The sequence below is a fragment of the Streptomyces sp. NPDC088766 genome (genome assembly GCF_044750845.1).
GTDB lineage: Bacteria > Actinomycetota > Actinomycetes > Streptomycetales > Streptomycetaceae > Streptomyces.
The window spans coordinates 180,483-203,493 of sequence record NZ_JBIVKQ010000003.1; the positions used below are offsets into that span (position 1 = coordinate 180,483).

At 68.7% G+C, this 23,011-nt stretch carries 24 protein-coding genes, 1 pseudogene and 1 riboswitch; of the genes and pseudogenes, 11 read left to right on the forward strand and 14 right to left on the reverse strand.

Annotation, left to right across the window (positions count from 1 at the left end):
- Positions 1 to 62: 62 nt before the first annotated feature.
- Positions 63 to 1,550 carry a VWA domain-containing protein gene (locus ACIP5W_RS06095; protein WP_401467398.1) on the reverse strand — a complete coding sequence of 496 codons (1,488 nt, stop codon included), beginning with the start codon at positions 1,548 to 1,550 and terminating at the stop codon, positions 63 to 65.
- 168 nt (positions 1,551 to 1,718) lie between these two features.
- Positions 1,719 to 3,515, reverse strand: coding sequence for a phosphomethylpyrimidine synthase ThiC (thiC, locus tag ACIP5W_RS06100; protein ID WP_401467401.1), 1,797 nt, complete (start codon positions 3,513 to 3,515; stop codon positions 1,719 to 1,721).
- A riboswitch (TPP riboswitch) is annotated at positions 3,508 to 3,697 on the reverse strand. (Overlaps the previous gene by 8 nt.)
- Positions 3,698 to 3,768: 71 nt before the next feature.
- Between thiC and ACIP5W_RS06105 the strand changes: the two genes are divergently transcribed.
- Complete coding sequence (locus ACIP5W_RS06105; protein WP_401467404.1) at positions 3,769 to 5,445, forward strand: YibE/F family protein; 1,677 nt, start codon at positions 3,769 to 3,771, stop codon at positions 5,443 to 5,445.
- A 173-nt stretch (positions 5,446 to 5,618) separates the two neighbouring features.
- Here ACIP5W_RS06105 and ACIP5W_RS06110 read toward each other — a convergent pair whose 3' ends face one another.
- The 4 genes from ACIP5W_RS06110 to ACIP5W_RS06125 form a co-directional block, all read right to left on the reverse strand.
- Positions 5,619 to 6,065, reverse strand: a complete 447-nt coding sequence (locus ACIP5W_RS06110; RefSeq protein ID WP_401467407.1) for an SsgA family sporulation/cell division regulator — start codon at positions 6,063 to 6,065, stop codon at positions 5,619 to 5,621.
- 98 nt (positions 6,066 to 6,163) lie between these two features.
- The gene (locus ACIP5W_RS06115; protein WP_401467410.1) at positions 6,164 to 7,030 is read right to left on the reverse strand and encodes an IclR family transcriptional regulator; all 867 of its coding nucleotides are present in this window, start codon (positions 7,028 to 7,030) and stop codon (positions 6,164 to 6,166) included.
- A 196-nt stretch (positions 7,031 to 7,226) separates the two neighbouring features.
- Positions 7,227 to 7,439, reverse strand: a complete 213-nt coding sequence (locus ACIP5W_RS06120) for a DUF5326 family protein (protein ID WP_401467413.1) — start codon at positions 7,437 to 7,439, stop codon at positions 7,227 to 7,229.
- A gap of 177 nt (positions 7,440 to 7,616) precedes the next feature.
- Positions 7,617 to 7,934, reverse strand: a complete 318-nt coding sequence (locus tag ACIP5W_RS06125; RefSeq protein WP_401467416.1) for a cupin domain-containing protein — start codon at positions 7,932 to 7,934, stop codon at positions 7,617 to 7,619.
- Between the two features lie 48 nt (positions 7,935 to 7,982).
- Here ACIP5W_RS06125 and ACIP5W_RS06130 point away from each other — a divergent pair, with 48 nt between their 5' ends.
- The 6 genes from ACIP5W_RS06130 to ACIP5W_RS06155 all read left to right on the forward strand — a co-directional run bounded on the left by ACIP5W_RS06130 (position 7,983) and on the right by ACIP5W_RS06155 (position 12,778).
- Complete coding sequence (locus ACIP5W_RS06130; protein ID WP_401467419.1) at positions 7,983 to 8,360, forward strand: phage holin family protein; 378 nt, start codon at positions 7,983 to 7,985, stop codon at positions 8,358 to 8,360.
- A gap of 7 nt (positions 8,361 to 8,367) precedes the next feature.
- Positions 8,368 to 8,856 carry a low molecular weight protein-tyrosine-phosphatase gene (locus tag ACIP5W_RS06135; protein ID WP_401467422.1) on the forward strand — a complete coding sequence of 163 codons (489 nt, stop codon included), beginning with the start codon at positions 8,368 to 8,370 and terminating at the stop codon, positions 8,854 to 8,856.
- Entirely contained in the window at positions 8,853 to 10,007 is a 1,155-nt protein-coding gene (locus ACIP5W_RS06140) for a cystathionine gamma-lyase (protein WP_401467425.1), read from the forward strand. The genes ACIP5W_RS06135 and ACIP5W_RS06140 overlap by 4 nt, the downstream gene beginning before the upstream one ends.
- Before the next feature lie 236 nt (positions 10,008 to 10,243).
- Positions 10,244 to 11,149 carry a LysR family transcriptional regulator gene (locus ACIP5W_RS06145; RefSeq protein WP_401467428.1) on the forward strand — a complete coding sequence of 302 codons (906 nt, stop codon included), beginning with the start codon at positions 10,244 to 10,246 and terminating at the stop codon, positions 11,147 to 11,149.
- An 88-nt stretch (positions 11,150 to 11,237) separates the two neighbouring features.
- Positions 11,238 to 11,720 carry an NUDIX hydrolase gene (locus ACIP5W_RS06150; protein ID WP_363092333.1) on the forward strand — a complete coding sequence of 161 codons (483 nt, stop codon included), beginning with the start codon at positions 11,238 to 11,240 and terminating at the stop codon, positions 11,718 to 11,720.
- A 191-nt stretch (positions 11,721 to 11,911) separates the two neighbouring features.
- Positions 11,912 to 12,778, forward strand: coding sequence for a GNAT family N-acetyltransferase (locus tag ACIP5W_RS06155; RefSeq protein ID WP_401467431.1), 867 nt, complete (start codon positions 11,912 to 11,914; stop codon positions 12,776 to 12,778).
- Positions 12,779 to 12,879: 101 nt separating this feature from the next.
- Here the strand turns inward: ACIP5W_RS06155 and ACIP5W_RS06160 are convergent.
- Positions 12,880 to 13,298: pseudogene (locus ACIP5W_RS06160) on the reverse strand (heme-binding protein).
- 126 nt (positions 13,299 to 13,424) lie between these two features.
- The gene (locus ACIP5W_RS06165; RefSeq protein WP_401467434.1) at positions 13,425 to 14,633 is read right to left on the reverse strand and encodes an MFS transporter; all 1,209 of its coding nucleotides are present in this window, start codon (positions 14,631 to 14,633) and stop codon (positions 13,425 to 13,427) included.
- A 143-nt stretch (positions 14,634 to 14,776) separates the two neighbouring features.
- Between ACIP5W_RS06165 and ACIP5W_RS06170 the strand changes: the two genes are divergently transcribed.
- Positions 14,777 to 15,241, forward strand: coding sequence for a MarR family winged helix-turn-helix transcriptional regulator (locus ACIP5W_RS06170; protein WP_401467437.1), 465 nt, complete (start codon positions 14,777 to 14,779; stop codon positions 15,239 to 15,241).
- Positions 15,242 to 15,250: 9 nt separating this feature from the next.
- Positions 15,251 to 15,703 carry a GNAT family N-acetyltransferase gene (locus ACIP5W_RS06175; protein WP_401467440.1) on the forward strand — a complete coding sequence of 151 codons (453 nt, stop codon included), beginning with the start codon at positions 15,251 to 15,253 and terminating at the stop codon, positions 15,701 to 15,703.
- An 86-nt stretch (positions 15,704 to 15,789) separates the two neighbouring features.
- On the opposite strand, the gene ACIP5W_RS06180 is transcribed toward ACIP5W_RS06175, so the two are convergent.
- Complete coding sequence (locus tag ACIP5W_RS06180; RefSeq protein WP_401467442.1) at positions 15,790 to 17,175, reverse strand: serine hydrolase domain-containing protein; 1,386 nt, start codon at positions 17,173 to 17,175, stop codon at positions 15,790 to 15,792.
- Positions 17,176 to 17,234: 59 nt separating this feature from the next.
- A complete protein-coding gene (gene dnaB / locus ACIP5W_RS06185; RefSeq protein ID WP_366058256.1) occupies positions 17,235 to 18,710 on the reverse strand; it encodes a replicative DNA helicase in 1,476 nt (491 codons plus the stop codon).
- Between the two features lie 460 nt (positions 18,711 to 19,170).
- Here dnaB and ACIP5W_RS06190 point away from each other — a divergent pair, with 460 nt between their 5' ends.
- Positions 19,171 to 20,508 carry an MATE family efflux transporter gene (locus ACIP5W_RS06190; RefSeq protein WP_401467446.1) on the forward strand — a complete coding sequence of 446 codons (1,338 nt, stop codon included), beginning with the start codon at positions 19,171 to 19,173 and terminating at the stop codon, positions 20,506 to 20,508.
- 133 nt (positions 20,509 to 20,641) lie between these two features.
- Here ACIP5W_RS06190 and rplI read toward each other — a convergent pair whose 3' ends face one another.
- From rplI to rpsF, 4 genes are all read right to left on the reverse strand, one after another.
- Positions 20,642 to 21,088 carry a 50S ribosomal protein L9 gene (rplI, locus tag ACIP5W_RS06195; protein WP_363092325.1) on the reverse strand — a complete coding sequence of 149 codons (447 nt, stop codon included), beginning with the start codon at positions 21,086 to 21,088 and terminating at the stop codon, positions 20,642 to 20,644.
- Positions 21,089 to 21,106: 18 nt separating this feature from the next.
- Entirely contained in the window at positions 21,107 to 21,343 is a 237-nt protein-coding gene (rpsR, locus tag ACIP5W_RS06200; protein ID WP_020130672.1) for a 30S ribosomal protein S18, read from the reverse strand.
- A gap of 81 nt (positions 21,344 to 21,424) precedes the next feature.
- Positions 21,425 to 22,024, reverse strand: coding sequence for a single-stranded DNA-binding protein (locus tag ACIP5W_RS06205; protein WP_401467451.1), 600 nt, complete (start codon positions 22,022 to 22,024; stop codon positions 21,425 to 21,427).
- Positions 22,025 to 22,104: 80 nt separating this feature from the next.
- Complete coding sequence (gene rpsF, locus ACIP5W_RS06210) at positions 22,105 to 22,395, reverse strand: 30S ribosomal protein S6 (protein WP_006604399.1); 291 nt, start codon at positions 22,393 to 22,395, stop codon at positions 22,105 to 22,107.
- 287 nt (positions 22,396 to 22,682) lie between these two features.
- Here rpsF and ACIP5W_RS06215 point away from each other — a divergent pair, with 287 nt between their 5' ends.
- Complete coding sequence (locus ACIP5W_RS06215; RefSeq protein ID WP_401467454.1) at positions 22,683 to 22,994, forward strand: hypothetical protein; 312 nt, start codon at positions 22,683 to 22,685, stop codon at positions 22,992 to 22,994.
- Positions 22,995 to 23,011 lie beyond the last annotated feature (17 nt).

Consider the following 23,011-nt stretch of genomic DNA (forward strand, 5'->3'; position numbering starts at 1 on the left):
GGCCCATCTGCCGGTCCGCCGGTCCGCCGGTCCGCCGGTCCGCCGGTCCGCCGGTCCGCCGGTCAGAGGATGCCCGCCTGCCCCGCGGCCGTGAGCCAACGCGGGAACTCGGACAGGAGCCGGTCGTAGAGCTCGGGGTCCGGGACCGTGCTGATGTCGTCGACGGCGAAGAAGCCCACGTTGTCCACGCGTCGGCCGGATAGCGTGTCGAACCGCTCGAGGACGCCGTAGTTGGAGCGGCCGAGTCCGACGAACTGCCAGAAGATCGGCTCCTCCACCGCGGCGCGCAGCTCCTTCTCGATCGCGGCGTCGCGGTAGACGCCTCCGTCGGAGAAGAACAGCACCAGCGTCGGAGCTGCCGCCGGGTTCGCCCGGACGAAGTCTCTGACCTGGGCGATGACCTTCTGTTCCTCGTTCTGGATGCCGACCGAGCGCATGTCGACCTGGCCCGGTTGCAGCCCTTTCTGCGGCTTCTTGCTCCGCCGGAACAGGCTGATCTCCCCCACCCGCACATGCAGCCGCAGCCACTCGGGAAGCTCCCCGAGGCGCAGATCCGGCAGCCGGGCCGGGTTCGAGGCGAACGTCCAGGCCTGCATCTCGCCGTCGTCGTCGAGCTGTGCCGCCACCGCGGCCATGCGTTCGACCACGTCCGCCACCACACCGCCGGAGTACAGGAACGACATGGACCCCGATGCGTCGAGCACCAGAACGACCCGCGCGCTGACCCCGGCCGCACCACGCTTGCTCAGGCTGACGGCCACCTGTTGCTTGCGCAGGGACAGCCGCTTGCGCATGTCGACGGGAAGGCGTTCCTCTCCCTTGGTCAGCCGGGCGCCCCCGGAGGACGACGCGGACACGGCGGCGGAGGGGGCCGGAGCGGGAGGCGGCGACGTGGGCACGGCCGGAGGAGGCCAGGGCGCGGCCGACGGAGGCGGGGGCGACACGGGCGCGACGGGTGGAGGCGGCGGAGGCGTGCGTACGGACGACGCCCCGGGGCCGGCTGCCGTGGCGGCGGGCTCCTCATCGACGCTGATCCCGAAGTCGGTGGCCAGGCCCGCGAGCCCGGAGGCATACCCCTGTCCGACCGCCCGGAACTTCCAGCGCCCCTCCCTCAGGTACAGCTCACCGCCGACGAAAGCGGTCTCGGTCTCCCCCCGCATATCGAACCGCGCCAACTCCGCCAAGCCCCCGGCATCGAGCAGCCTGAGCGTCAGACCGGCCACCTGCCCGAAGGTGCCGCCGTCGGCGGACGCGCACAGTTCCACGCGGGCGACGACGCTCTCCAGCGAACGCAGGTCCACCTCGACCGTGTCGGTGGTGACGCCGCCGGCGCTCCGCTTCCCCAGATGCCGCACGGCGCCGGAGGCGTGCCGCGGCTGGTTGTAGAAGACGAAGTCCGCGTCGTCACGCACCTTGCCGGCGGCCGTCAGCAGCAGGGCCGATACGTCCACGTCCGGCCCGCCGCCCTGTTCGGACCAGCTGATCTCGACGCGTACGGACGGCACATCGACCGGCAGATTGGCGCCCTTGCTCATGGATTGCGCTGTCATGACACCAGTCTGCCGAGCCACACTCCAGAAACACCTCCCCCGACGGAAACCAACGGCCGCCCGCGTCCCACCCTCGGCCCGGCCACCGCCGGCGCCGCCCCCGGCCCTGAGCACCGCGGCCCCGCTGCCGTGCCCCAACCGGCACGGCAGCGGCGCCGTTACCGCGCGTCAGTCCGCGATCGGCAGATACACCCGATTGCCCGCGGCCGCGAACTCCTTGGACTTCTGCGCCATTCCCTCCTCGACCTCCTCCCGACTGCCTCCGTGCTCCCGGCGGATGTCTTGGGAGATCTTCATCGAGCAGAACTTCGGCCCGCACATCGAGCAGAAGTGGGCCGTTTTCGCCGGTTCGGCCGGCAGTGTCTCGTCGTGGAACTCTCGTGCGGTGTCCGGGTCGAGAGCCAGGTTGAACTGGTCCTCCCACCGGAACTCGAAGCGGGCGTCGGACAGCGCGTCGTCCCATTCCTGCGCACCGGGGTGCCCCTTGGCGAGGTCGGCTGCGTGGGCGGCGATCTTGTAGGTGATGACGCCGGTCTTGACGTCGTCACGGTTGGGCAGGCCCAGGTGTTCCTTGGGTGTGACGTAACAGAGCATCGCCGTGCCCCACCAGGCGATCATCGCGGCACCGATGCCGGAGGTGATGTGGTCGTACGCCGGGGCGACGTCCGTCGTCAGCGGGCCGAGCGTATAGAACGGAGCCTCATCGCAGATCTCCTGCTGAAGGTCGATGTTCTCCTTGATCTTGTGCATCGGGACGTGTCCCGGGCCTTCGATCATGGTCTGAACATGGAAACGCTTCGCGATGCGGTTGAGTTCCCCGAGGGTGCGCAGCTCCGCGAACTGGGCCTCGTCGTTGGCGTCCGCGATCGAGCCGGGCCGCAGCCCGTCGCCCAGCGAGTACGTGACGTCATAGGCCGCGAGGATCTCGCAGAGCTCCTCGAAGTTCTCGTAGAGGAACGATTCCTTGTGATGGGCCAGGCACCACGCGGCCATGATCGAGCCGCCACGGGAGACGATGCCGGTCTTGCGGTTCGCCGTCAGCGGGACGTACGGCAGGCGCACGCCCGCGTGGACGGTCATGTAGTCCACGCCCTGCTCGGCCTGCTCGATCACGGTGTCCTTGTAGATCTCCCAGGTCAGCTCCTCCGCCCGGCCGTCGACCTTCTCCAGCGCCTGATAGAGCGGCACCGTGCCGATGGGGACCGGCGAGTTGCGCAGCACCCACTCACGGGTGGTGTGGATGTTGCGGCCGGTGGACAGGTCCATGACCGTGTCGGCGCCCCATCGGGTGGCCCAGGTCATCTTCTCGACCTCCTCCTCGATGGAGGAGGTCACCGCCGAGTTGCCGATATTGGCGTTGACCTTCACCAGGAACCGCTTGCCGATGATCATCGGCTCGATCTCCGGGTGGTTGACGTTGGCGGGCAGCACCGCACGTCCGGCCGCGATCTCCTCACGGACGACTTCGGGCTCCACGTTCTCCCGGATGGCCACGTACTCCATCTCCGGCGTGATCTCGCCCCGGCGTGCGTAGGCGAGTTGAGTGACCGCCTGCCCGTCCCGGCCACGGCGCGGCAGGCGGGGCCGTCCGGGGAAGACCGCGTCGAGGTTGCGCAGTCCGCCGCGCGGCGAGGTGTGTTTGATCCCGTCGTCCTCCGGACGGACGGGGCGGCCCGCGTACTCCTCCGTGTCGCCGCGGGCGATGACCCAGTTCTCCCGCAGAAGCGGCAACCCCCTGCGGACGTCCGTCTCGACGAGCGGATCGGTGTACGGGCCGGAGGTGTCGTACAGCGTGACCGACTGCCCGTTGGTGAGGTGCACCTGACGGACCGGCACGCGCAGGTCGGAGCGCGGACCCTCGACATACGCCTTGTGCCATCCGATGGACTTCCCGGCCTCCCCGTCGACAGAGACCTCGTCGGAGGTCTGCGCGGAGGCAGGCGTGCGTGCGTCCTTGTTGGTCATGAGACCTACTCCCTACGCCGGCATTACCCGGTAACAGGTTCAGCGGTCGACGCAGCGGCTTCCGTCTGCCGGCGATTCATGTGAAACATCACTCGGTGAAGGTGACGTTCCACGTGAAACATCGCAAAGACGGAGGTCAGCGCCCTCTCAGCCCGGTGCTCCGAGCTCCCGCGTGTGCAAAAGTGCCTCCACGCTAGCGCCCTTTGTGGCGCGGTGAACAGTGGGCCTCGGTCGTTCTTGCGATGATCGGGCGGTGACCACGACACCCCATCCTCCGTTCCCACCGCCCGAACAGCCCCGCGGTCCGGGCATTCCTCCCGCCGCACGCCCCGGGCGGGGGCAGGGGCACGGCCCCAGTGGCGGTTCCGTTCCCGGATCGGGCCCTCGTCCGGGTCCGGGTGCCGGTCCGGGTGCCGGTCCGGGTCTGGGTGCGGGGCCCGACGACGGGTACGGCTTCGGCAACGAGGGCGGACAAGGCTCCGGCGGAGGCGGAGGCAACGGCCCCGGCCCCGGTGACGGGCACGGTTCAGATGACGGCCATGGTCACGGACATGGTCCTGGCGGCGGGCACGGCAGCCATGCCCCCGGTCCGGGCGGCGGCCACGGGCACAGCCACAGTCATGGCCCGGCCGCCCCCGTCTCCAAGCATCTGCGCAAGGTCATCGCGGCCGTTCTCATCCCCTTCGCGGTGGCCGTGCTCGCCGGTCTGGTCGTGCTGTGGCCCGGCGGTGCCCCGGCACACGAACGCACCGGCGTCGGCTTCGACCGGCAGACGCAGCGGGCGACGGTCTCCAACGTCGAGAACATCAGCTGCTCGTCGGCGAACGCCTCGGGCGGCACCCCCACCGGCGACACCTCCACCGCTGAAGGTTCCTCCGCGGCCCAGCAGGCGAGCGGCACCTGCAAGAAGGCCACGATCCGCGTGGACACCGGCGCGGACAAGGGCCGTACTTTCACGGAGATCGTCCAGCCGGACCAGTCACGGCAGCTGCACGAGGGGCAGAAGGTCGTGGTCGCCTACGAACCCTCCGCGCCGAAGGACCTTCAGTACTCGGTGACCGACGTGGACCGCCGCGTCCCGCTGACCCTGCTCGCCCTCGTCTTCGCCGTCGCCGTCGTGGTCGTCGGGCGGCTGCGGGGTGTCATGGCGCTGGTCTCGCTGGCGATCAGCTTCATGGTGCTGAACTTCTTCGTCCTGCCTGCGATCCTGCAAGGCTCGAACCCGCTCGCGGTGGCGGTCGTGGGGGCGAGCGCCATCATGCTCATCGCTCTCTACCTGTGTCACGGTCTGTCGGCCCGCACCTCCGTGGCGGTTCTGGGCACCCTCATCTCCCTGCTGCTGATCGGCGTCCTCGGCTCCTGGTTCGTCGACTGGGCGGCGCTCACCGGCAACACGGACGACAACACAGGTCTGATCCACGGCCTGTACCCGACGATCGACATGAGTGGCCTGCTCCTCGCCGGGGTCATCATCGGGTCGCTCGGTGTCCTGGACGACGTCACGGTCACCCAGACGTCGGCGGTCTGGGAACTGCACGAGGCCAACCCCACGATGGGCTGGCGGGGGCTGTACCGGGCGGGCATCCGGATCGGTCGCGACCACATCGCGTCCGTGGTCAACACGCTCGTCCTGGCCTACGCCGGTGCCGCCCTGCCGCTGCTGCTGCTGTTCTCCATCGCGCAGAGCAGCGTCGGCACGGTTGCCAACAGCGAGCTGGTCGCCGAGGAGATCGTGCGCACGCTGGTCGGTTCGATCGGTCTGGTCGCGTCGGTTCCGGTGACCACGGCACTTGCCGCGCTCGTGGTGTCGGCGGACCGGTCGGGTACGGGCGCCGTCACTGCGGCAGCTCCGGCGGCGCCGGGGGCGGGTACGGCCGGTACGGCCGCGCAGAGCGCTCGGGGTGGCCGGGGCAGGCGCCGCAAACACTGACACTCCCGGGTGTGCGAAAGGGGTCGTCGGACACGACGCGCTTCGTGCACCCGGGACGTCATGCTCCTCATGCACGCCACTTCGCCGATCGGGGCGGGCCGATCGCCAGGCGTGCCGTCACCGTTCCAGCAGAAGCGTTACTTCACCGGTGCGCCACCAGTCCCCACCAGACCTCACCCGGCACTCTGTTCCTCCGCCAGGATCCGGTCCAAGGCCTCGTCGAGATGAGCGTCGAAGTCGGCGAAAGCGCCCTCCTGCCCCAACGGGACCAGCTTGTCGGTGCGGTCGAGGAAGGCCACGAGCGGAGCCGCCGAAGAGCGGAACACCGCATGATCACAGCCCACTTGAAGCCGGATCAGTACTTCGCCCAGGAGATCCCGGTCGGCCGGCGAGACCCGCACGTCTCCCTCACCGCACGGTCTGCCCACTCCGTCGATGAGCAGCTCACGCCCGAAGGCCCAGGTCACCGGGGCATCACCGGGCAGATGAAAGGTGAGCCGTACGGCGTACGGATCGCAGGTCTCGTAGCCCAGTTCCACCGGGATGCGGAAAGAGAGCTCCTCTGAGACGAGAAAGCTCATCATGACCTCTGCCTCTACTGCCTGCACGGACTCGCGCATCGCCCTACCCCGTCATCGCCGTCGACTGGCCGGGAATCGACCCCTGACACTGCTGGCATCTTGCTGAACGTGCACAACAGATCACAAGGAGTAAGTTTTCAGATGCTGATAGAGACAGCAAGTGACCCCAGCATCCGCCCGACCTCGCTCTGCAACTGCTGTACCGCCGTCGGCAGTCGGTCGGCCTGATGAGCGGGGAGGGAGATGGCCATCGTGGCGGCGGTCGCACCCACGGTGATCGGGATCGCGGCACACACCGTGCCCAGTGCGTACTCCTGCCGCTCGACGACCGTCTCCATCCGCCGCATGCGGGCCAGCCGCCGCAGCAGGGTGTGGTCGTCCCGCACGGTGTACGGCGTGATCGACTGCACGGGGTAACGGTCCAGGTGGTCGCGACGGGACGTCTCGTCCAACTGGGCCAGCAGACACTGGCCGATGGCGTGCGCGTGTCCGGTCTCGCGGAAGTCGGCCCATTCCTCGACCGCCGGATTGCCCGGGGTGTCGGAGACACACATGACTTCGATCTCGCCGTCCTGGTAGCGGGCGTAGTACACCGGAACGCCGATCGAATCGCGCCAGTGCGCGAGGATGGCGACCACGGTGCTGCGACGTTTCTGCGCGGCTCCGCTGCCTCCCAGGCGCTCGGCCGCCTCACCGAGGAAGAACATCCCCTTGTCACGCCGCAGATAGCCCTCGTGCACGAGGGTGCGCAGCAGGTGGTACGCCGTGGGCAGCGCCAGGCCGGTCTCACGGGCGAGTTGCTTCGCCGGGGCCCCGCCGTGATGCCGGGCCACGGATTCCAGCAGTCGCACGGCGCGCTGCACGGACCCGATGAGCGTCGCCGCGGGTTGCGGCTGTTCGGGGACTCCTCCGCCCGCGGGCCGCTGGAGCAGGGGGGTGGTGGAGCACGTGCGGATGAGGGGTGGATGAGGTGCCGCGAATGCTGCGGTGTCAACCGTGGCCAAGGGTCACTCCCGAAGTTCGAGAGGGCGGTCCGTGCGGGGAACACGGGAGGGAGGGGGCGCCGCTCGCGGGGTGTGGCCCCGCGAAGGGTTCGCGACTTTAACGGCCCGCCACCGCCGACGGTCCCGCTGTCCGGAAAACTTCCCCCGGCCGAGGGAACCGGGGATCGCTGTTACCGGCGCCCGCTCCCCGCACCGCTCAAAAGTCGCCGCGTGAGGAGGAACCCGCCGTGAACTTCCGGACCACGTAGATCAGTCCGCCGACCAGTGCCACGAAGACCAGCAGCTTGAAGAGCAGGTAGATCACGAAGCCGACGACGCTCGCTATGAGGCCGCCGAACACGACCAGCGCGATGAGTGGCACCGCCACCCACTTCACCCACCACGGCAGCGCCGCGAAGATCTCTCGCATCGTCCTCGTCCTCGTCTGTGCGGTGTCCGGTGCCACCGACGGCCCGGATCTTTCGATGTCCTGCCGTCGATGCTAGGTTCCGAGGGGGTGCCTGCGGGGGCCGCGCACCCCCGGTCCTTCCCTGACCGATCCCTGAGGGAACCCCGAGGCGGCGCCTGCGCTGCCGGTCGGAGACGCTCAGCCCTCCGGCGGCGAGAACACCACCAGAACCCGTAGGTCCTCGCTGATGTGATGGAACTTGTGGGCCACTCCGGCCGGCACGTACACGACGCTTCCGCGCGCCACCTGGGTGGTCTCCAGACCGACCGTGAGGGAGGCCCGTCCGCTCACGACGAAGTAGACCTCGTCCTGGTTGTGCGGGTTCTGTGGGTCGTGGGTCCCGGCATCGAGTGCGTAGAGGCCGACCGACATGTTCCGTTCGCGCAGGAATTGCAGGTAGGCGCCGTCGTTGGCGGCTCTCTCCGCCTCCAGTTCATCCAACCGGAATGCCTTCATCGCCCTCGTCCGCCCTCCTGGTCGATCAGTTCTGCCACGATCAGACACATGAAGAATTTCGTAGTCAAGACGATCGCCAACGCAGGCGCCCTGGCGGTCGCCGTCTGGCTGCTCGACAAGATCACACTGACCGGTGCCGACACGGGCGAGAAGGTCGGCACCCTGATCGTGGTGGCGCTGCTGTTCGGCCTGGTCAACTTCTTGGTCAAACCCGTCGTGAAAGTACTGACCTTCCCCCTCTTCATACTCACGCTCGGCCTGATCACCCTGGTCGTGAACGCTCTGATGCTGCTGCTGACCTCGTGGCTGGCCGACCAGTTCGACGTCAGCTTCCACGTCGAGGGTTTCTGGACCGCGGTCCTGGGCGGCCTGATCATCTCCGTCGTCTCCTGGGCGCTCAACGTCGTCCTGCCCGACGAGGACTGAGCACACGGTGGGGTACCGCGTCTGCTTCGTCTGCACCGGCAACATCTGCCGCTCCCCGATGGCCGAGGCCGTCTTCCGCGCGCATGTCGCAAAGGCCGGCCTCGAGGACCTGGTCGAGGTCGACAGCGCCGGCACGGGCGACTGGCACGTGGGCGAGGAGGCCGACCCGCGCACCGTCTCCGTCCTGAAGGAGAACGGTTACGCCGTCGAGCACACGGCCCGCATGTTCGAACGGTCCTGGTTCGCCCGTCTGGACCTCGTGATCGCCCTGGACGCCGGGCACCTCGGGGCCCTGCGCCGCCTCGCTCCGACCGGCGAGGACGCCCGGAAGGTCCGGCTGCTGCGCGCGTACGACCCCGCCGCCGCCGACCTGGACGTTCCCGACCCGTACTACGGGGACCGGGAGAGCTTCGAAGAGTGTCTACAAATGGTGGAGGAGGCGAGCGTGGGCCTGCTCGCCGCGGTTCGCGCGGACATGGAAGGACGAGTGTCATGAGTGACTCCATTGCGGCCGGGGGCGTCGTCGCAGGCCCCGGTGAGGGCACGCGCGCGGTGCGGGCAGGTCTTCCGGAACCGGTCAAGTACGAACCGACCCTTCCGGGACCGGTGTTCGCCGCACACTTCCACCTGCCCGGTGAGCCCACGGGGCCGTACACCTACGGCCGTGACGAGAACCCGACCTGGACTCATCTGGAGCGCGCCGTCGGCGGGCTGGAGGCGCCGGGGCAGGACGGCGTCGAGACGCTCGTGTTCGCCTCCGGCATGGCGGCGATCTCGTCCGTGCTCTTCTCCCAGCTGCGCGCCGGGGACACCGTCGTCCTGCCCAGCGACGGCTATCAGGCGCTCCCCCTGGTCCGAGCCCAGCTGGAGGCGTACGGCGTCGAGGTGCGCACAGCGCCTACCGGTGGCGACGCCCAGCTCGGCGCCCTCGACGGGGCGAAGCTGCTGTGGATCGAGTCCCCGTCGAACCCGGGCCTCGACGTGTGCGACATCCGGCGTCTCGTCGAGGCTGCACACGCGCGTGGCGCCTTGGTGGCCGTCGACAACACACTGGCGACACCGCTCGGACAGCGCCCCCTGGAGCTGGGTGCCGACTTTTCGGTGGCGAGCGGAACCAAGCAGCTCACCGGTCACGGAGACGTCCTCCTCGGTTACGTCACCGGACGCTCCGGCGAGCCGATGACCGCTGTGCGGCGCTGGCGCAAGATCGTCGGAGCGATCCCGGGGCCCATGGAGGCCTGGCTCGCGCACCGGTCGATCGCCACCCTGCAGATGCGGGTGGACCGGCAGAGTTCCACCGCGCTGGCCGTGGCCCGGGCGCTGCGGGGAAGGCCCGAGGTGACCGGCCTGCGGTACCCGGGACTTCCGGACGATCCGTCGCACCAGGTGGCCTCGCGGCAGATGCGGCGCTACGGGTGCGTCGTGTCCTTCACACTGCCCACGCGCGCGCGTGCCGAGCGTTTTCTCGACAGGCTGCGGCTCGTGGACGACGCGACGAGCTTCGGCGGGGTGCGCTCCACCGCCGAGCGTCGTGGGCGCTGGGGAGGCGACGCGGTGCCCGAGGGCTTCATCCGGCTGTCGGTCGGCGCCGAGGACCCGGAGGATCTGGTGGCGGACGTACTGCGCGCGCTGGAGGAGTCGGCGTGATGACCGGCTCACGGATGCCCGCCGGGCGTCCCGCGCCGTACAGGGGACGGTCCGAGCCTCCCCCCTCGTGGCTCGGACCGTCAGCGGTTCCACGCGCGAAGAACCGTGCGAAACAGGCTAGTTGACTCCATGTCAGTGTCCAATCACGGTAGCGACAGAGACCTATCGACTTATTTATAGTTGGGCCCTGCCTCAAGGCCGGGAGAAGGGCAGGGAAGGGAAGGGGAGCGCGCACTATGGATCTGGCCTTGCTGCGCACCTTCGTGACCGTGCACCGGGCCGGTTCCTTCACCCGCGCCGCCGCCCTGCTGGGCCTGTCCCAGCCGGCCGTCACCTCTCAGATCCGCACCCTGGAGAGGCAGCTCGGCCGACCCCTGTTCCTGCGCCAGGCCCGCGGTGTGACGCCGACGACCATCGGAGATGAGCTCGCCCACAAGGCCGCCCCACATCTCGACGCGCTCGTGGAGATCACCGAGACCGGCCTGGACGACGAGTCCTCCGTACGAACCCTGCACCTCGCCGGGCCACCCGAGTTCACCGCCGAACGGGCCCTTCCCGCCCTCACCGAGCTGACCGGCGAGGGTGGACAAGGGCTCGCCCTGCGTGCCTCCTTCGGAACCGCCGAGGAGGTTCTGGACGGACTGGCCGCCGGACACCACGACCTCGCCATCACCACGGCCCGGCCGCGCGGCGCCCTGCTCACCGCAACCCCTTTGTGCGACGAGGAACACGTCCTGATCGCCGCGCCGGGCCGGGCCGGGCCGATCGACACCAATAAGACGTACCGCGCGAAGGCAGCCACCCTGGAAGGCCTTCCCATGGTCGAGGTCCATGAGTCGCTGCCCTTCGTCTCCCGCTACTGGGCGTCCGTCTTTGACTCCCGGCCGACGGCCGCCGGTGCCGTCATCGTCCCCGACCTGCGCGCCGTCCTGGCCTGTGTCACCGCGGGCGCGGGTCTGGCGGTGCTGCCCCGTTATCTGTGCGCGGCCGCCCTGGACCGCGGGGACGTCGTCGAACTGCACCGTCCGCCGGTGCCGCCGCTGCGGACCTACGTTCTGGTGGTGCGCACCGGCACGCTGGCGATGCCGCTCATCGCGAGGGCGCACGACTGGCTGCTGAGGGCGGCGGCCGACTGGTGCTGAGCCGACGTCGTCCAGGGATCACGGAAAGGACTCGTGTGGTGACGATGCGGGATGTTTCACGTGGAACCAGCGGGGCCACATTCCTCCCATGACCGTCCGACCTGTGGTCAAGCGCACCGCGCGTGCCGTTCTGCTGGACGGCGACGACCTGATCCTGATCAAGCGCAGCAAGCCCGGCCTCGATCCCTACTGGGTCACGCCCGGTGGTGGAGTCGAGCCCGAGGACACGACCGTCGTCGACGCCCTGCACCGTGAGGTGTACGAGGAACTCGGCGCCAAGATCACCGACGTCGTCCCCTGCTTCGTCGACACCGTAGAGCACATCGGCGAGGACGGCGGCGCGACCGGCGTGAAAGTGCAGCACTTCTTCGTCTGCCGGCTGGAGTCCATGGACCCCGCCCTGCGGCACGGCCCCGAGATCGACGAACCCGTCGGAGAGTACGAGATCGTCCACGTGCCGTTCACCCGGGTCGGCATCGCCTCCGTCCATCTCGTCCCACTGTCTCTGCGGCACTACCTCGACGGCAACATCGAGGGCGTACGCGCCATGCACGCGCCCGACCTGGGGTGAGCCCCTGGGCTCCAGGTCAGCTTCCGCCGACCGCCCGGACTGCCGACAGGCTGCCTACGCCCGAGGTGTTTCACGTGAAACGACGTCTGGCTGTCCACATGCTGTGCAGTGGGCCACGGCTTGGCCAAAAGCACATACGACTGTGGGAAACAGGTGGACGTCAGAGGTGCCGGTCGGACAGCCTGACCTGCGTGCCGACTCCTTCCCTCGCCTCTCTGCCCATCCGCCGCCTGACGCACCGTGACCTCATCGCCTGCGCCGACTTGTCCGAGGACAGGGGGTGGCCACGCGAGGAGCACAAGTGGGGCCTCCTCCTCACCGCTGGAAAGGGTTATGGCATCGACGACCCGGACGGGGGCCTCGTCAGCGCCTGCGTGGTCACCGAGTACGGCCCTCATGGGCAACCGGCTTTCGGTGCCGTCGGCATGGTGCTGGTCGCTGAACGGCATGCCCGGCAGGGCGTCGGCCGTCGGCTCATGCGGCACATCACCTCCGTGATGGGCACGACGCCGCTGACGCTGCACGCGACGCCGAACGGCCGTCCGCTGTACGAGGAGCTGGGGTTCAAGGCCACGGGCCACGCCGAGATGGTGGCCGGCCGCTTCACGCCCGGCGAGCCGGGACCCGGCGTCATGACGCGTGCGGCCACGGCAGAGGACCTCACCACGATTCTCCGCCTGGATGAGGAGGTGTTCGGCGCCGACCGCACCCCCGTGATCGCCCGGCTGCCCGCCTTCGCCGACCAGGTGCGGATCGCCGAGGACGGCGGCCGGATCGTCGGCTACGCGGCCGCCTGGCCCAACATGGACACCCATGTCGTGGGACCACTGATCGCCCGCGACACCGAGACGGCGAAAGCACTCCTGGCATCCCTGGCCGAGCATTCCGACCGGCCGCTGCGCACCGACATCGACGTCCGGCACGAGGAACTGCTGACCTGGGTCAAGGAGCGGGGCCTGTCATCGGTCGCCTTCAACACCGTCATGGCCTACGGCTTCGACGAACTGCCCGGCGACTGGAGACGACGGTTCGCTCCACTCACGGTGGCGGCCGGCTGAGGCAGACGGAGACGCGGAAGCCGGTGTCCGAGATGCCTCGGACACCGACGTGCATCCACATTCCGGAAGGGCGCAGGCCCTCTCCTCATGAAAGGGAGAGGTCAGGCCGGCGCCTCCACAGCCACGGTGGCGAAGCCGTGGTCCTGCTCCGGCGCACCACCACCCACGCCCACGGCCCCGATCAGGTGCCCGTCACGGTGGACCGGCATGCCGCCCGCGATGAACAGCAGCGGCCTGTCGAGTGCAGTGGGCAGGGTGTGGAACAGACCGCCGGGCTGAACCGCGTCGACGAGGTCGGCGGTGGGGGCGTTCAGCTGGAGCGCCGTGTAGGCCTTGCGCGTGCTCGTCTCGCCGGATATCAGCACCGCGCGGTCGTCCCGGCGGAAGGACAGCAGGTGACCACCTGCGTCCAGGACGGTGACGCTGACTGCGACCCCGGCGGCCTCAGCCGCGCGGCGGGCGGCGTGAGGAGGGCGTCGGCATCCTGGACGGTCAGGGGCGCGAAGGCGGTGGTGGTCATGGGGGCTTTCTCTTTGTGGATGTTTCTCCCGCGGACATTCCCACAGGCATTTCTCTTCGACATTTCTCAGGGGAGCGGGGAACCGAAAGGTGCGGGAACGGCCCTGGCTCCGCGCCTTGGAGCGGCTCAACGGTGGACGGCTGCCGGCTGTTCGGCCGGGGTCCGTCCGGTGACGACGGCACTGGCGGTGCTGTCGCGGCGCTCCAGCGCGGCCGAGACGAGAGCGAGAGCAAGAGCAGCTGCGGCAAGGGCGGCACCGACCCAGTTCGGGGCGGTGTAACCGAGGCCCGCGGCGATGACGAGGCCGCCGAGCCAGGCGGAGAGGGCGTTTCCGAGGTTGAAGGCACCGATGTTCACCGCCGAGGCGAGCGTCGGAGCACCGTGCGCCTGGTCGAGGACGCGCTTCTGGAGCGGCGGGACCGTGGCGAAGCCAAGGGCGCCGATCAGGACGATCGTGACAGCCGCGAAGATCTTGTTGTGCGCGGTGAGGGTGAAGAGGGCCAGGACGACCGCCAGGCTGCCGAGGGAGATATACAGCATCGGCATCAAAGCGCGGTCGGCGTACCTGCCGCCGATGAGGTTGCCGCCGACCATGCCGAGCCCGAAGAGGACGAGCAGCCAGGTGACGGAGCCCTCGGCGAAGCCCGCGACGTGGGTCATCATCGGCGCGATGTAGGTGATGGCTGCGAAGACACCGCCGAAGCCCAGGACGGTCATCGCCATGGCGAGCAGAACCTGCGTGTTCTTGAACGCGGCCAGTTCGTGCCGCAGGCGCACGCCCTCCACGCGGGGCAGCTCGGGCACCAGCTTGGCGATGCCCGCCAGTCCGAGGACGCCGAGAAGGGCAACGATCCCGAAGGTCACGCGCCAGCCCACGGTCTGCCCGACGAGCGTGCCCAACGGGACGCCGACGACGTTGGCGACGGTGAGACCCGTGAACATCATGGCGATGGCGCCGGCCTTCTTGTCCGGGGCGACCAGATCCGCCGCGACGACCGAGCCGATACCGAAGAACGCGCCGTGGGCGAGCGAGGCGACGACCCGGCCGATCAGCATGACGGCGAAAGCCGGGGCGACGGCCGACAGGAGATTGCCGACGACGAACAAGCCCATCAGCAGCATCAGCATCCGTTTGCGGGACACCTTGGTGCCGAGGACGGTCATCAGCGGAGCGCCGAGCACGACACCGAGTGCATAACCGGTCACCAGGAAGCCTGCCGTGGGAATGGAGACACCGAAGTCGCCTGCGACCTCGGGCAGCAAGCCCATGATCACAAACTCGGTCGTGCCGATGCCGAAGGCCCCGATCGCGAGGGCCAGTAGCGCGAGAGGCATGGTGGGGTAGACCTTCCAGAAGATTGCGGGAGCTCTTTAAGTGCGTTCACAATAATTGCAGACGCGGGCTACATGCAACCGCAGTCTATTGCGGCATTGCTCTACCCTGGGATCCAGCCGGACCGGGACGGAGGAGAACACCCATGACTGCGACAGACCCCGCACTCACCGCTCTCGCTCAGGGCTGGTGCGCCCTCTCCCTGCTTCACGGCAGGATCGAGGCCCATATCGAGCGCGCTCTCCAGGCCCGGCACGACCTGAGCGTGCGCGAGTACTCCCTCCTCGACGTGCTCAGCCGCCAGCACGACGGCGACGGGGGACACCTGCAGATGAAGCAGGTCGCCGACGCCGTCGTCCTCAGCCAGAGCGCCACCACCCGACTGGTCACGCGCCTCGAGGACCGTGGTCTGCTCGAGCGGTACCTGTGCCCCACCGACCGCCGCGGCATCTACACGAACGTCACCGAGGCAGGTCTGAAGCTGCTGGACGAGGCTCGCCCCACCAACGACGCCGCCCTTCGTAAGGCTCTCGACGAGGCGGCGAAGAACCCGGAGCTGGCTCCGCTGGTCCGGGCCGTGGAATCCTTGAAGGAACCCGCCACTGCATAGGGTGCGACCATGGGAGACCTTGAAATACGCGCCGCCGCCGTCGAGGACATTCCCGCGATCGTCGGCATGCTCGCGGACGATCCTCTGGGTGCGCGGCGTGAGTCGCCGGGCGACCTCACCCCTTATCTGAGCGCGCTGGAGCGCATCAGCGCCGATGCGAACCAGCGCCTGGTCGTGGCCGTGCGCGAGGGCCGTGTCGTGGGCACTCTCCAACTGACGATCGTGCCCGGCCTCTCCCGGCGCGGGGCGACCAGGTCGATCATCGAGGGCGTACGCGTCCACGCCGACGAGCGCGGCAGCGGCCTTGGCACCCGGTTCATCGAGTGGGCGATCGAGGAGTCCCGGCGGGAGAACTGCCGACTGGTCCAGCTGACATCCGACAGCACGCGCACCGATGCCCACCGCTTCTACGAGCGGTTGGGTTTCGAGGCCTCGCACGTCGGCTTCAAGCTCCAGCTCTGAACGGCTGAGGTCAGGAACCGGATCTCACAAGGGCAAGGTGCCGTGTTTCACGTGAAACACGGCACCTTGCCTCCCTCCGGAGAGCGCTAGCCGATTCCCCGCCACCCCTCCGCGTCTACACCTCCGGGCACGTCGGCCTCATCGTCGTACGGCCGGCGGGTGAACACGAATGATCCGAGGTCGAGATGGTCCACGGTGCCGTCCGGTCGCCGTACGGCTCTCAGAGTCTCGCCGGCGAAGTATCCCTCCAGGCCGGACCACGTTCCGTCGCCGTTCGGACGGAACCGCGAGCGTCGCCCACCGCTGGAAAGCGGCCCGAGCGAGACGTGACCGTCGGCGGTGACCCGTAGGGCGAACGGGCTGGTCCCCCAGTACCACTGGCCCGCCAGCTCCAGAACGGACCGATCGATGTCCCGCAGCGGCCGCCAGGGCTCGGGAATCCGCGGCTCGGCCTCGGCCACGATGCGTACGAGGTCGGCGGCCACCTGAGTCACCATCGGACCCGACGTACAGTTGGCCAGGACCACAGCGGCGACGTCGTCGGCCACGCTGATCGTGAGACCGGCCAGGAACCCCGGTACCGACCCCGAGTGCCCCACGAGCACCCGGCCGCCCAGGTTCTCGATCCGCATCCCGAGCCCGTACGTTCCACCGTCCGCGAGGTCGGTGACTTCGGCCGGCGCCGCGGGCGTCCGCATCTCCTTGAGGGTCTCCGCGCTCAGTACCCTGTCGTCCCCTCGGACCAGGAAGGCGGCGAACCGCGCGAGATCGCCGCTCGTGGACCAGAGTTGACCGGCTGCGGCCATCCGGCCGAAGTCCTCGGTGGGTTCGGGAAGCATCACGTCGGCCCAGGGATGCACCGCCCAGCCACCCGCATAGGGAGCAGTCGGCCGCACACTCGTACGCCCAAGGCCCAGGGGTTCGAGTACTTCCCGCCGTAGCACCTCGTCCCACGGAGCACCGCGGAGTTCTTCGACGAGAGCGCCGAGGACGCTGTAGCCAGGGTTGGAGTAGTGGAAACGACGCCCCGGCGGATGCAGGAGGGCGTGGTCACCGAGGACGTCGGGGAGGCGGGGACGCAGCGAGCCAGGAGTTCGCTCCCACCAGGGGCCGGGCGACTCGGCCGCCAAGCCGCCCGTGTGCGCGAGAAGCTGTACGACGGTCGCCTCCCCGGCACCCGAACCCGGAAGATACTTCTCGAGCGGGTCCTCGAGGTCGAGCGCCCCTTCATCGCGCAGCCGCAGCACGAGAACGGCGGTGAAGGTCTTGGTGATCGAGCCGATCCGGTACTGCACCGTCTCGTCCGGAGCGTGCCCGTCGACCGAGGCCCGCGCCCCGTGCCACACGGCCCGCCCGTCCCGCACCACCGCGGCGACGAGCGAGGGCGCACGCCCCTCGGACTGGGCCACGGCGATCCGGTGCAGCAGCGCCCGCCGGGTGCCGGGAAGCAGCTCTTCCAGAGGTGTCGTCATGGCCCCAGTCCACCCGGCGGCGCGGCCTGCGTCGAGCCCATTTCGCCGAGGGCACGCGATCAGGTCTGCGCCATGTCCACGAAGCGCGAGTAGTGGCCCTGGAAGGCCACCGTGATCGTGGCCGTCGGGCCGTTACGGTGCTTTCCCACGATGATGTCCGCCTCGCCCGCGCGCGGCGACTCCTTCTCGTATGCGTCCTCGCGGTGCAGCAGGATCACCATGTCGGCGTCCTGCTCGATGGAGCCGGACTCACGCAGGTCGGACACCATCGGCTTCTTGTCCGTGCGCTGCTCGGGACCACGGTTGAGCTGGGAGAGCGCGATCACCGGGACTTCGAGCTCCTTGGCAAGGAGTTTGAGGTTACGGGACATGTCCGAGACCTCCTGCTGGCGGCTCTCGGAGCGTTTGGAGCCGCCGGCCTGCATCAGCTGTAGGTAGTCGATGATCACGAGCTTGATGTCGTTGCGCTGCTTGAGCCGTCGGCATTTCGCGCGGATCTCCATCATCGACAGGTTCGGCGAGTCGTCGATGTAGAGCGGCGCGGACGACACCTCGGGCATCCGGCGGGCCAGACGGGTCCAGTCCTCGTCCGTCATCGTGCCGGAGCGCATGTGGTGCAGGGCGACACGGGCCTCGGCGGACAGCAGGCGCATCGCGATCTCGTTGCGCCCCATTTCCAGGGAGAAGATGACGCTGGGCAGGTTGTGTTTGATCGAGGCCGCGCGGGCGAAGTCGAGGGCGAGTGTGGACTTGCCCATGGCGGGCCGGGCGGCGATGACGATCATCTGGCCGGGGTGCAGCCCGTTGGTGAGCGAGTCGAGGTCGGTGAAGCCCGTGGGCACACCGGTCATCTCGCCGCTGCGCGAACCGATCGCCTCGATCTCGTCGAGGGCACCCTCCATGATGTCGCCGAGGGGGAGGTAGTCCTCGCTGGTGCGCTGCTCGGTGACGGCATAGATCTCGGCCTGGGCCCGGTTGACGATCTCGTCGACGTCGTCGTCACCCGCATATCCCATCTGGGTGATGCGGGTGCCGGCCTCGACCAGGCGGCGCAGGACCGCGCGCTCGTGCACGATCTCCGCGTAGTACTCGGCGTTCGCCGCCGTCGGCACGGTCTGGACGAGCGTGTGCAGATACGAGGCGCCGCCGACCTTGTTGATCTCGCCACGCTTGGTGAGTTCGGCGGCGATCGTGATGGGGTCGGCCGGTTCGCCCTTGGCGTAGACGTCGAGGACGGCCTGGTAGATCGTCTCGTGCGCCGGTTTGTAGAAGTCGTGGCCCTTCAGGATCTCGACGACGTCGGCGATGGCGTCCTTCGACAGGAGCATGCCACCGAGCACGGACTGCTCGGCGTCGAGGTCCTGCGGTGGCACCCGCTCGAAAGGCGTCCCGCCGCCGTCCCAATCGCCGCTGTCCCGGCCCCGGTCGTGCTGTTCGTCGCGTCCGCGGCCTCCGTCACGCCGACGGGAGGAAGGCAGACGATCACTGGGACCGCTGTCGGCCCACGGATCGTCCAAGGGCTCGGAAATGCTCAACCGAGCCACCTCCTCCCGTCCGCGGAGCGGACCTCGCCGCGCCCCTCATTTCTACGGCACGGCACTGACAGGTAAGAGGCCCAACTCCGGTTCGAGCGCGTCGGTTTTGCGGGACTTTCACAGCCGAGGAACGGAGCGGGCGCCGGACCACGGTAGGCCCGACGGCGACCTCAGCCAATCTGGTTATCCACAGGCCATGTGGACGACGACCCCGATGCTGTGGAGAACTGCTCAAAACCTGTGCACGACCCGGTGGACAGCCCTGTGAACAAGCCCTCTTCTCATCCCCCCAGACCTCACTGACCAGCACCTTTGCCGTCCACCGGCTGTGCAGAAGAAAAACTTCCCCAGTCGGATCAAGTTCGCTGCGAAGGGTGCAGGTAAGCACGCACAGTGAGTCACCAAGTAAGGGTCATCAGCCAATTGCATCCATTACCTGTGGACGATTAGATTGGTGGCCATGACACCGGCTCCCACGATCCCCAAGGCCGCCCGGCGACAGCACGATCGGGAGATCGTCGCACTGGCCGTTCCGGCCTTCGGCGCGCTCGTCGCCGAGCCCCTCTTCATCCTGGCCGACAGCGCCATCGTGGGCCATCTCGGCACCGCGCAACTCGCCGGCCTGGGCGTGGCCTCCACCCTGCTGACCACAGCCGTCAGCATCTTCGTCTTCCTCGCCTACGCCACCACGGCGGCCGTCGCCCGTCGTGTGGGCGCGGGTGATCTCCCGTCAGCCATCCGCCAGGGCATGGACGGGATCTGGCTGGCACTGCTGCTCGGCGCGGCTGTGATCGCCCTCGTCCTCCCCTCCGCCCCCTCCCTTGTGGAACTGTTCGGCGCCTCGGATACGGCCACCCCGTACGCGATCACCTACCTGCGCATCTCTGCACTGGGTATCCCCGCCATGCTGGTCGTCCTCGCCGCAACAGGCGTTCTGCGCGGACTCCAGGACACGAGGACACCTCTCTACGTCGCCGTCGCCGGCTTCGTGGCCAACGGCCTTCTGAACGTCGGTCTGGTCTACGGCGCCGATCTCGGCATCGCCGGCTCCGCCTGGGGCACCGTCATCGCCCAGTGCGGTATGGCGGTGGCCTACCTCGTCGTGGTGGTCCGGGGGGCCCGCCGGTATGGCGCCTCGCTGCGCCCCGACGCCGTCGGCATCCGGGCGTCGGCCCAAGCGGGCGTGCCCCTACTGGTGCGTACCCTGTCCCTGCGAGCCGTGCTGATGATCGCGACCGCTGTCGCCGCCCGCCTCGGTGACGCGGACATCGCCGCCCATCAGATCGTCCTGTCACTGTGGAGCCTGCTGGCTTTCGCCCTCGACGCCATCGCCATCGCCGGACAGGCGATCATCGGACGCTACCTCGGTGCCGGCGATCCCCACGGCGCCCGGGCCGTCTGCCGCCGCATGGTGGAGTGGGGCCTTGCCGTGGGTGTCGTACTGGCCCTGCTCGTAGTTCTGGCCCGGCCGTTGTTCCTGCCCCTGTTCACCGGAGACCCGGGGGTCAAGGACGCCGCGCTGCCCGCCCTGCTGGTGGTGGCCCTGTCCCAGCCGATCTGCGCCGTCGTCTTCGTCCTGGACGGCGTACTGATGGGCGCGGGTGACGGCCCCTACCTGGCCTGGGCGATGGTTCTCACCTTGGCGGTCTTCGCTCCGGTCGCGCTGCTGGTTCCCGCTCTCGGTGGCGGCCTCACCGCGCTGTGGGGAGCCATGACCCTAATGATGACGGTCCGGATGCTGACCCTCTGGCTGCGCACCCGCTCGGGGCGCTGGCTGGTCACCGGCGCGACCCGCTGACCGTTGCACGCGAAACCGGCGTTTCACGTGAAACCTCATGGTTCCGATGCCTGCGGATCAGCCGGGGCATGCGGAAGGGGCCGCACCCTGGAGGGTGCGGCCCCTTCTCAGCTCTACAAGCCGAGCGCAGCGATCAGGCCGCGACGACCTCAAGGCTGACCTTGGCGGCAACCTCGGGGTGCAGACGCACGGACGTCTCGTGGGCGCCCAGGGTCTTGATCGGCGAGCCGAGCTCGATGCGACGCTTGTCGACCTCGGGGCCACCGGAAGCCTTGATCGCCGAGGCGATGTCGGCCGGGGTGACGGAACCGAAGAGACGACCGGCGTCGCCGGAGCGGACGGCCAGGCGGACCTTGACGCCCTCGAGCTGGGCCTTCACAGCGTTGGCCTGCTCGATGGTCTGGATCTCGTGGATCTTGCGAGCGCGACGGATCTGCTCGACGTCCTTCTCGCCGCCCTTGGTCCAGCGGATCGCGAAGTTCCGCGGGATCAGGTAGTTGCGAGCGTAGCCGTCCTTGACGTCGACGACGTCGCCCGCGGCGCCGAGGCCGGAGACCTCGTGGGTGAGGATGATCTTCATTTTTCGGTCACCCTTCCCTTATCGCGCCTGGGCGGTGTAGGGCAGCAGCGCCATCTCACGGCTGTTCTTCACGGCCGTGGCGACGTCACGCTGGTGCTGCGTGCAGTTGCCGGTCACGCGGCGGGCACGGATCTTGCCGCGGTCGGAAATGAACTTCCGCAGCATGTTCGTGTCCTTGTAGTCCACGTACGTGACCTTGTCCTTGCAGAAAGCGCAGACCTTCTTCTTCGGCTTGCGCACAGGCGGCTTCGCCATGGTGATTCTCCTGTGTGATCAAGAAGTTGGGATACGACCCGCCCTCGGCCTGAACGGGCCCGGAGAACCGGGCCCGAAGGCCTAGAAGGGGGGCTCGTCCGAGTAGCCGCCACCGGCACCGCCGCCGGAGTTTCCACCCCAGCCGCCGCCACCGCCGCCCTGGTTGCCACCTGCGGGAGCGCTGGTCGCCCACGGGTCGTCGGCGGGAGCGCCGCCGCCCTGCTGGCCACCGCCGGGGCCACCGCCCCAGCCGCCGCCCTGGGCGCCACCGCCACCGCCGCCGCCGAAGCCACCGCCGCCACCCTGGCCGCCGCGGCCGGTGGTCTTGGTGACCTTGGCCGTGGCGTTGCGCAGGCTGGGGCCGACTTCCTCGACGTCCAGTTCGTAGACCGTGCGCTTGACGCCCTCGCGGTCCTCGTAGGACCGCTGCTTCAGCCGGCCCTGTACGAGGACGCGCATGCCTCGCTGGAGCGACTCGGCGACGTTCTCCGCCGCCTGCCGCCAGACCGAGCAGGTCAGGAACAGGCTCTCGCCGTCCTTCCACTCGTTGGTCTGACGGTCGAAGGTGCGGGGAGTGGACGCGACACGGAACTTCGCGACCGCCGCACCGGAGGGGGTGAAGCGCAGCTCGGGGTCGTCGACAAGATTGCCGATGACCGTGATGACGGTCTCGCCTGCCATGGGGGAACCTCTCGGCGGGTTTGCTGCTGCTGGCTGCTGGTGCTGCTACTCGGATCCCGAGACCAGTTGAGCGGGGAAGCTCAGTGGGTCTCGGGGCGGAGGACCTTGGTCCGGAGGACCGACTCGTTCAGGTTCATCTGGCGGTCGAGCTCCTTGACGACCGCAGGCTCGGCCTGCAGGTCGATGACCGAGTAGATGCCCTCGGGCTTCTTCTTGATCTCGTACGAGAGACGACGACGGCCCCAGGTGTCGACCTTCTCCACCTTTCCGTTGCCCTCACGGACGACGGAGAGGAAGTTCTCGATCAGCGGGGAGACAGCGCGCTCCTCGAGATCGGGGTCGAGGATGACCATCACTTCGTAGTGACGCATGTGGAACCCACCTCCTTTGGACTCAACGGCCACGGTCGTTCCGTGGCAGGAGGGTTGTGATGCGTACGCAACGGTATCGGCCGCCACTGACAATCGGGGGTCGCGTAGCGACGTTCCCGCTCTGAGCTGGGCGGAGTCCCTGGCTGTGCCTGGGCAGACACCGGTGCAGACGGTACAGACTACCTGCACACCGGCTTCCGGTTGAAATCCGGCCCCGGAGCCCGTCAGTCTGTACGCATCGGGTGTGTATGGCGCTACGATGCGCCGCTTTCCGCAGGAGGTGCCTCATGGCACAGGCATTGCGACCCAACACCGCCGGTTCTCTGCTCGCCACCGACGGCAGGCCTCATCCGCTTCAGGACACGCTCATGGCCGTCACCCTGGTCCTGGGCGCGGTGGCCTTCATCACGGCGATGTTCCACAGCCTCCACCTGCTCAGCTCGTGGGCCGGCCTGGTGGGAATCTTCACCGGAGCGTACGGACAGTGGATCTCCGAGACCACCCGTGAGCGCTTCGGCCTGATCCTGGGGCTCGGTGCCTCCGGCGTCGGCTTCTTCCTCGGTATGGCCCACGGCGGCCTCTTCGGCGGACTCTGGTGACCTGACCGACGCCGGCC

What these genes read in the sequence shown, in the direction of transcription:
- ACIP5W_RS06175 (WP_401467440.1), top strand. Translation starts at nt 15,251, where the DNA reads ATGGGAGACCTTGAAATACGCGCCGCCGCCGTCGAGGACATTCCCGCG.
- ACIP5W_RS06150 (WP_363092333.1), top strand. Translation starts at nt 11,238, where the DNA reads ATGACCGTCCGACCTGTGGTCAAGCGCACCGCGCGTGCCGTTCTGCTG.
- ACIP5W_RS06120 (WP_401467413.1), bottom strand. Translation starts at nt 7,439, where the DNA reads ATGCGAGAGATCTTCGCGGCGCTGCCGTGGTGGGTGAAGTGGGTGGCG.
- rplI (WP_363092325.1), bottom strand. Translation starts at nt 21,088, where the DNA reads ATGAAGATCATCCTCACCCACGAGGTCTCCGGCCTCGGCGCCGCGGGC.
- ACIP5W_RS06125 (WP_401467416.1), bottom strand. Translation starts at nt 7,934, where the DNA reads ATGAAGGCATTCCGGTTGGATGAACTGGAGGCGGAGAGAGCCGCCAAC.
- ACIP5W_RS06205 (WP_401467451.1), bottom strand. Translation starts at nt 22,024, where the DNA reads ATGGCAGGCGAGACCGTCATCACGGTCATCGGCAATCTTGTCGACGAC.
- ACIP5W_RS06215 (WP_401467454.1), top strand. Translation starts at nt 22,683, where the DNA reads ATGGCACAGGCATTGCGACCCAACACCGCCGGTTCTCTGCTCGCCACC.
- thiC (WP_401467401.1), bottom strand. Translation starts at nt 3,515, where the DNA reads ATGACCAACAAGGACGCACGCACGCCTGCCTCCGCGCAGACCTCCGAC.
- ACIP5W_RS06170 (WP_401467437.1), top strand. Translation starts at nt 14,777, where the DNA reads ATGACTGCGACAGACCCCGCACTCACCGCTCTCGCTCAGGGCTGGTGC.
- ACIP5W_RS06110 (WP_401467407.1), bottom strand. Translation starts at nt 6,065, where the DNA reads ATGCGCGAGTCCGTGCAGGCAGTAGAGGCAGAGGTCATGATGAGCTTT.
- ACIP5W_RS06095 (WP_401467398.1), bottom strand. Translation starts at nt 1,550, where the DNA reads ATGACAGCGCAATCCATGAGCAAGGGCGCCAATCTGCCGGTCGATGTG.
- rpsF (WP_006604399.1), bottom strand. Translation starts at nt 22,395, where the DNA reads ATGCGTCACTACGAAGTGATGGTCATCCTCGACCCCGATCTCGAGGAG.
- ACIP5W_RS06140 (WP_401467425.1), top strand. Translation starts at nt 8,853, where the DNA reads ATGAGTGACTCCATTGCGGCCGGGGGCGTCGTCGCAGGCCCCGGTGAG.
- ACIP5W_RS06180 (WP_401467442.1), bottom strand. Translation starts at nt 17,175, where the DNA reads ATGACGACACCTCTGGAAGAGCTGCTTCCCGGCACCCGGCGGGCGCTG.
- ACIP5W_RS06190 (WP_401467446.1), top strand. Translation starts at nt 19,171, where the DNA reads ATGACACCGGCTCCCACGATCCCCAAGGCCGCCCGGCGACAGCACGAT.
- ACIP5W_RS06130 (WP_401467419.1), top strand. Translation starts at nt 7,983, where the DNA reads ATGAAGAATTTCGTAGTCAAGACGATCGCCAACGCAGGCGCCCTGGCG.
- rpsR (WP_020130672.1), bottom strand. Translation starts at nt 21,343, where the DNA reads ATGGCGAAGCCGCCTGTGCGCAAGCCGAAGAAGAAGGTCTGCGCTTTC.
- ACIP5W_RS06145 (WP_401467428.1), top strand. Translation starts at nt 10,244, where the DNA reads ATGGATCTGGCCTTGCTGCGCACCTTCGTGACCGTGCACCGGGCCGGT.
- ACIP5W_RS06165 (WP_401467434.1), bottom strand. Translation starts at nt 14,633, where the DNA reads ATGCCTCTCGCGCTACTGGCCCTCGCGATCGGGGCCTTCGGCATCGGC.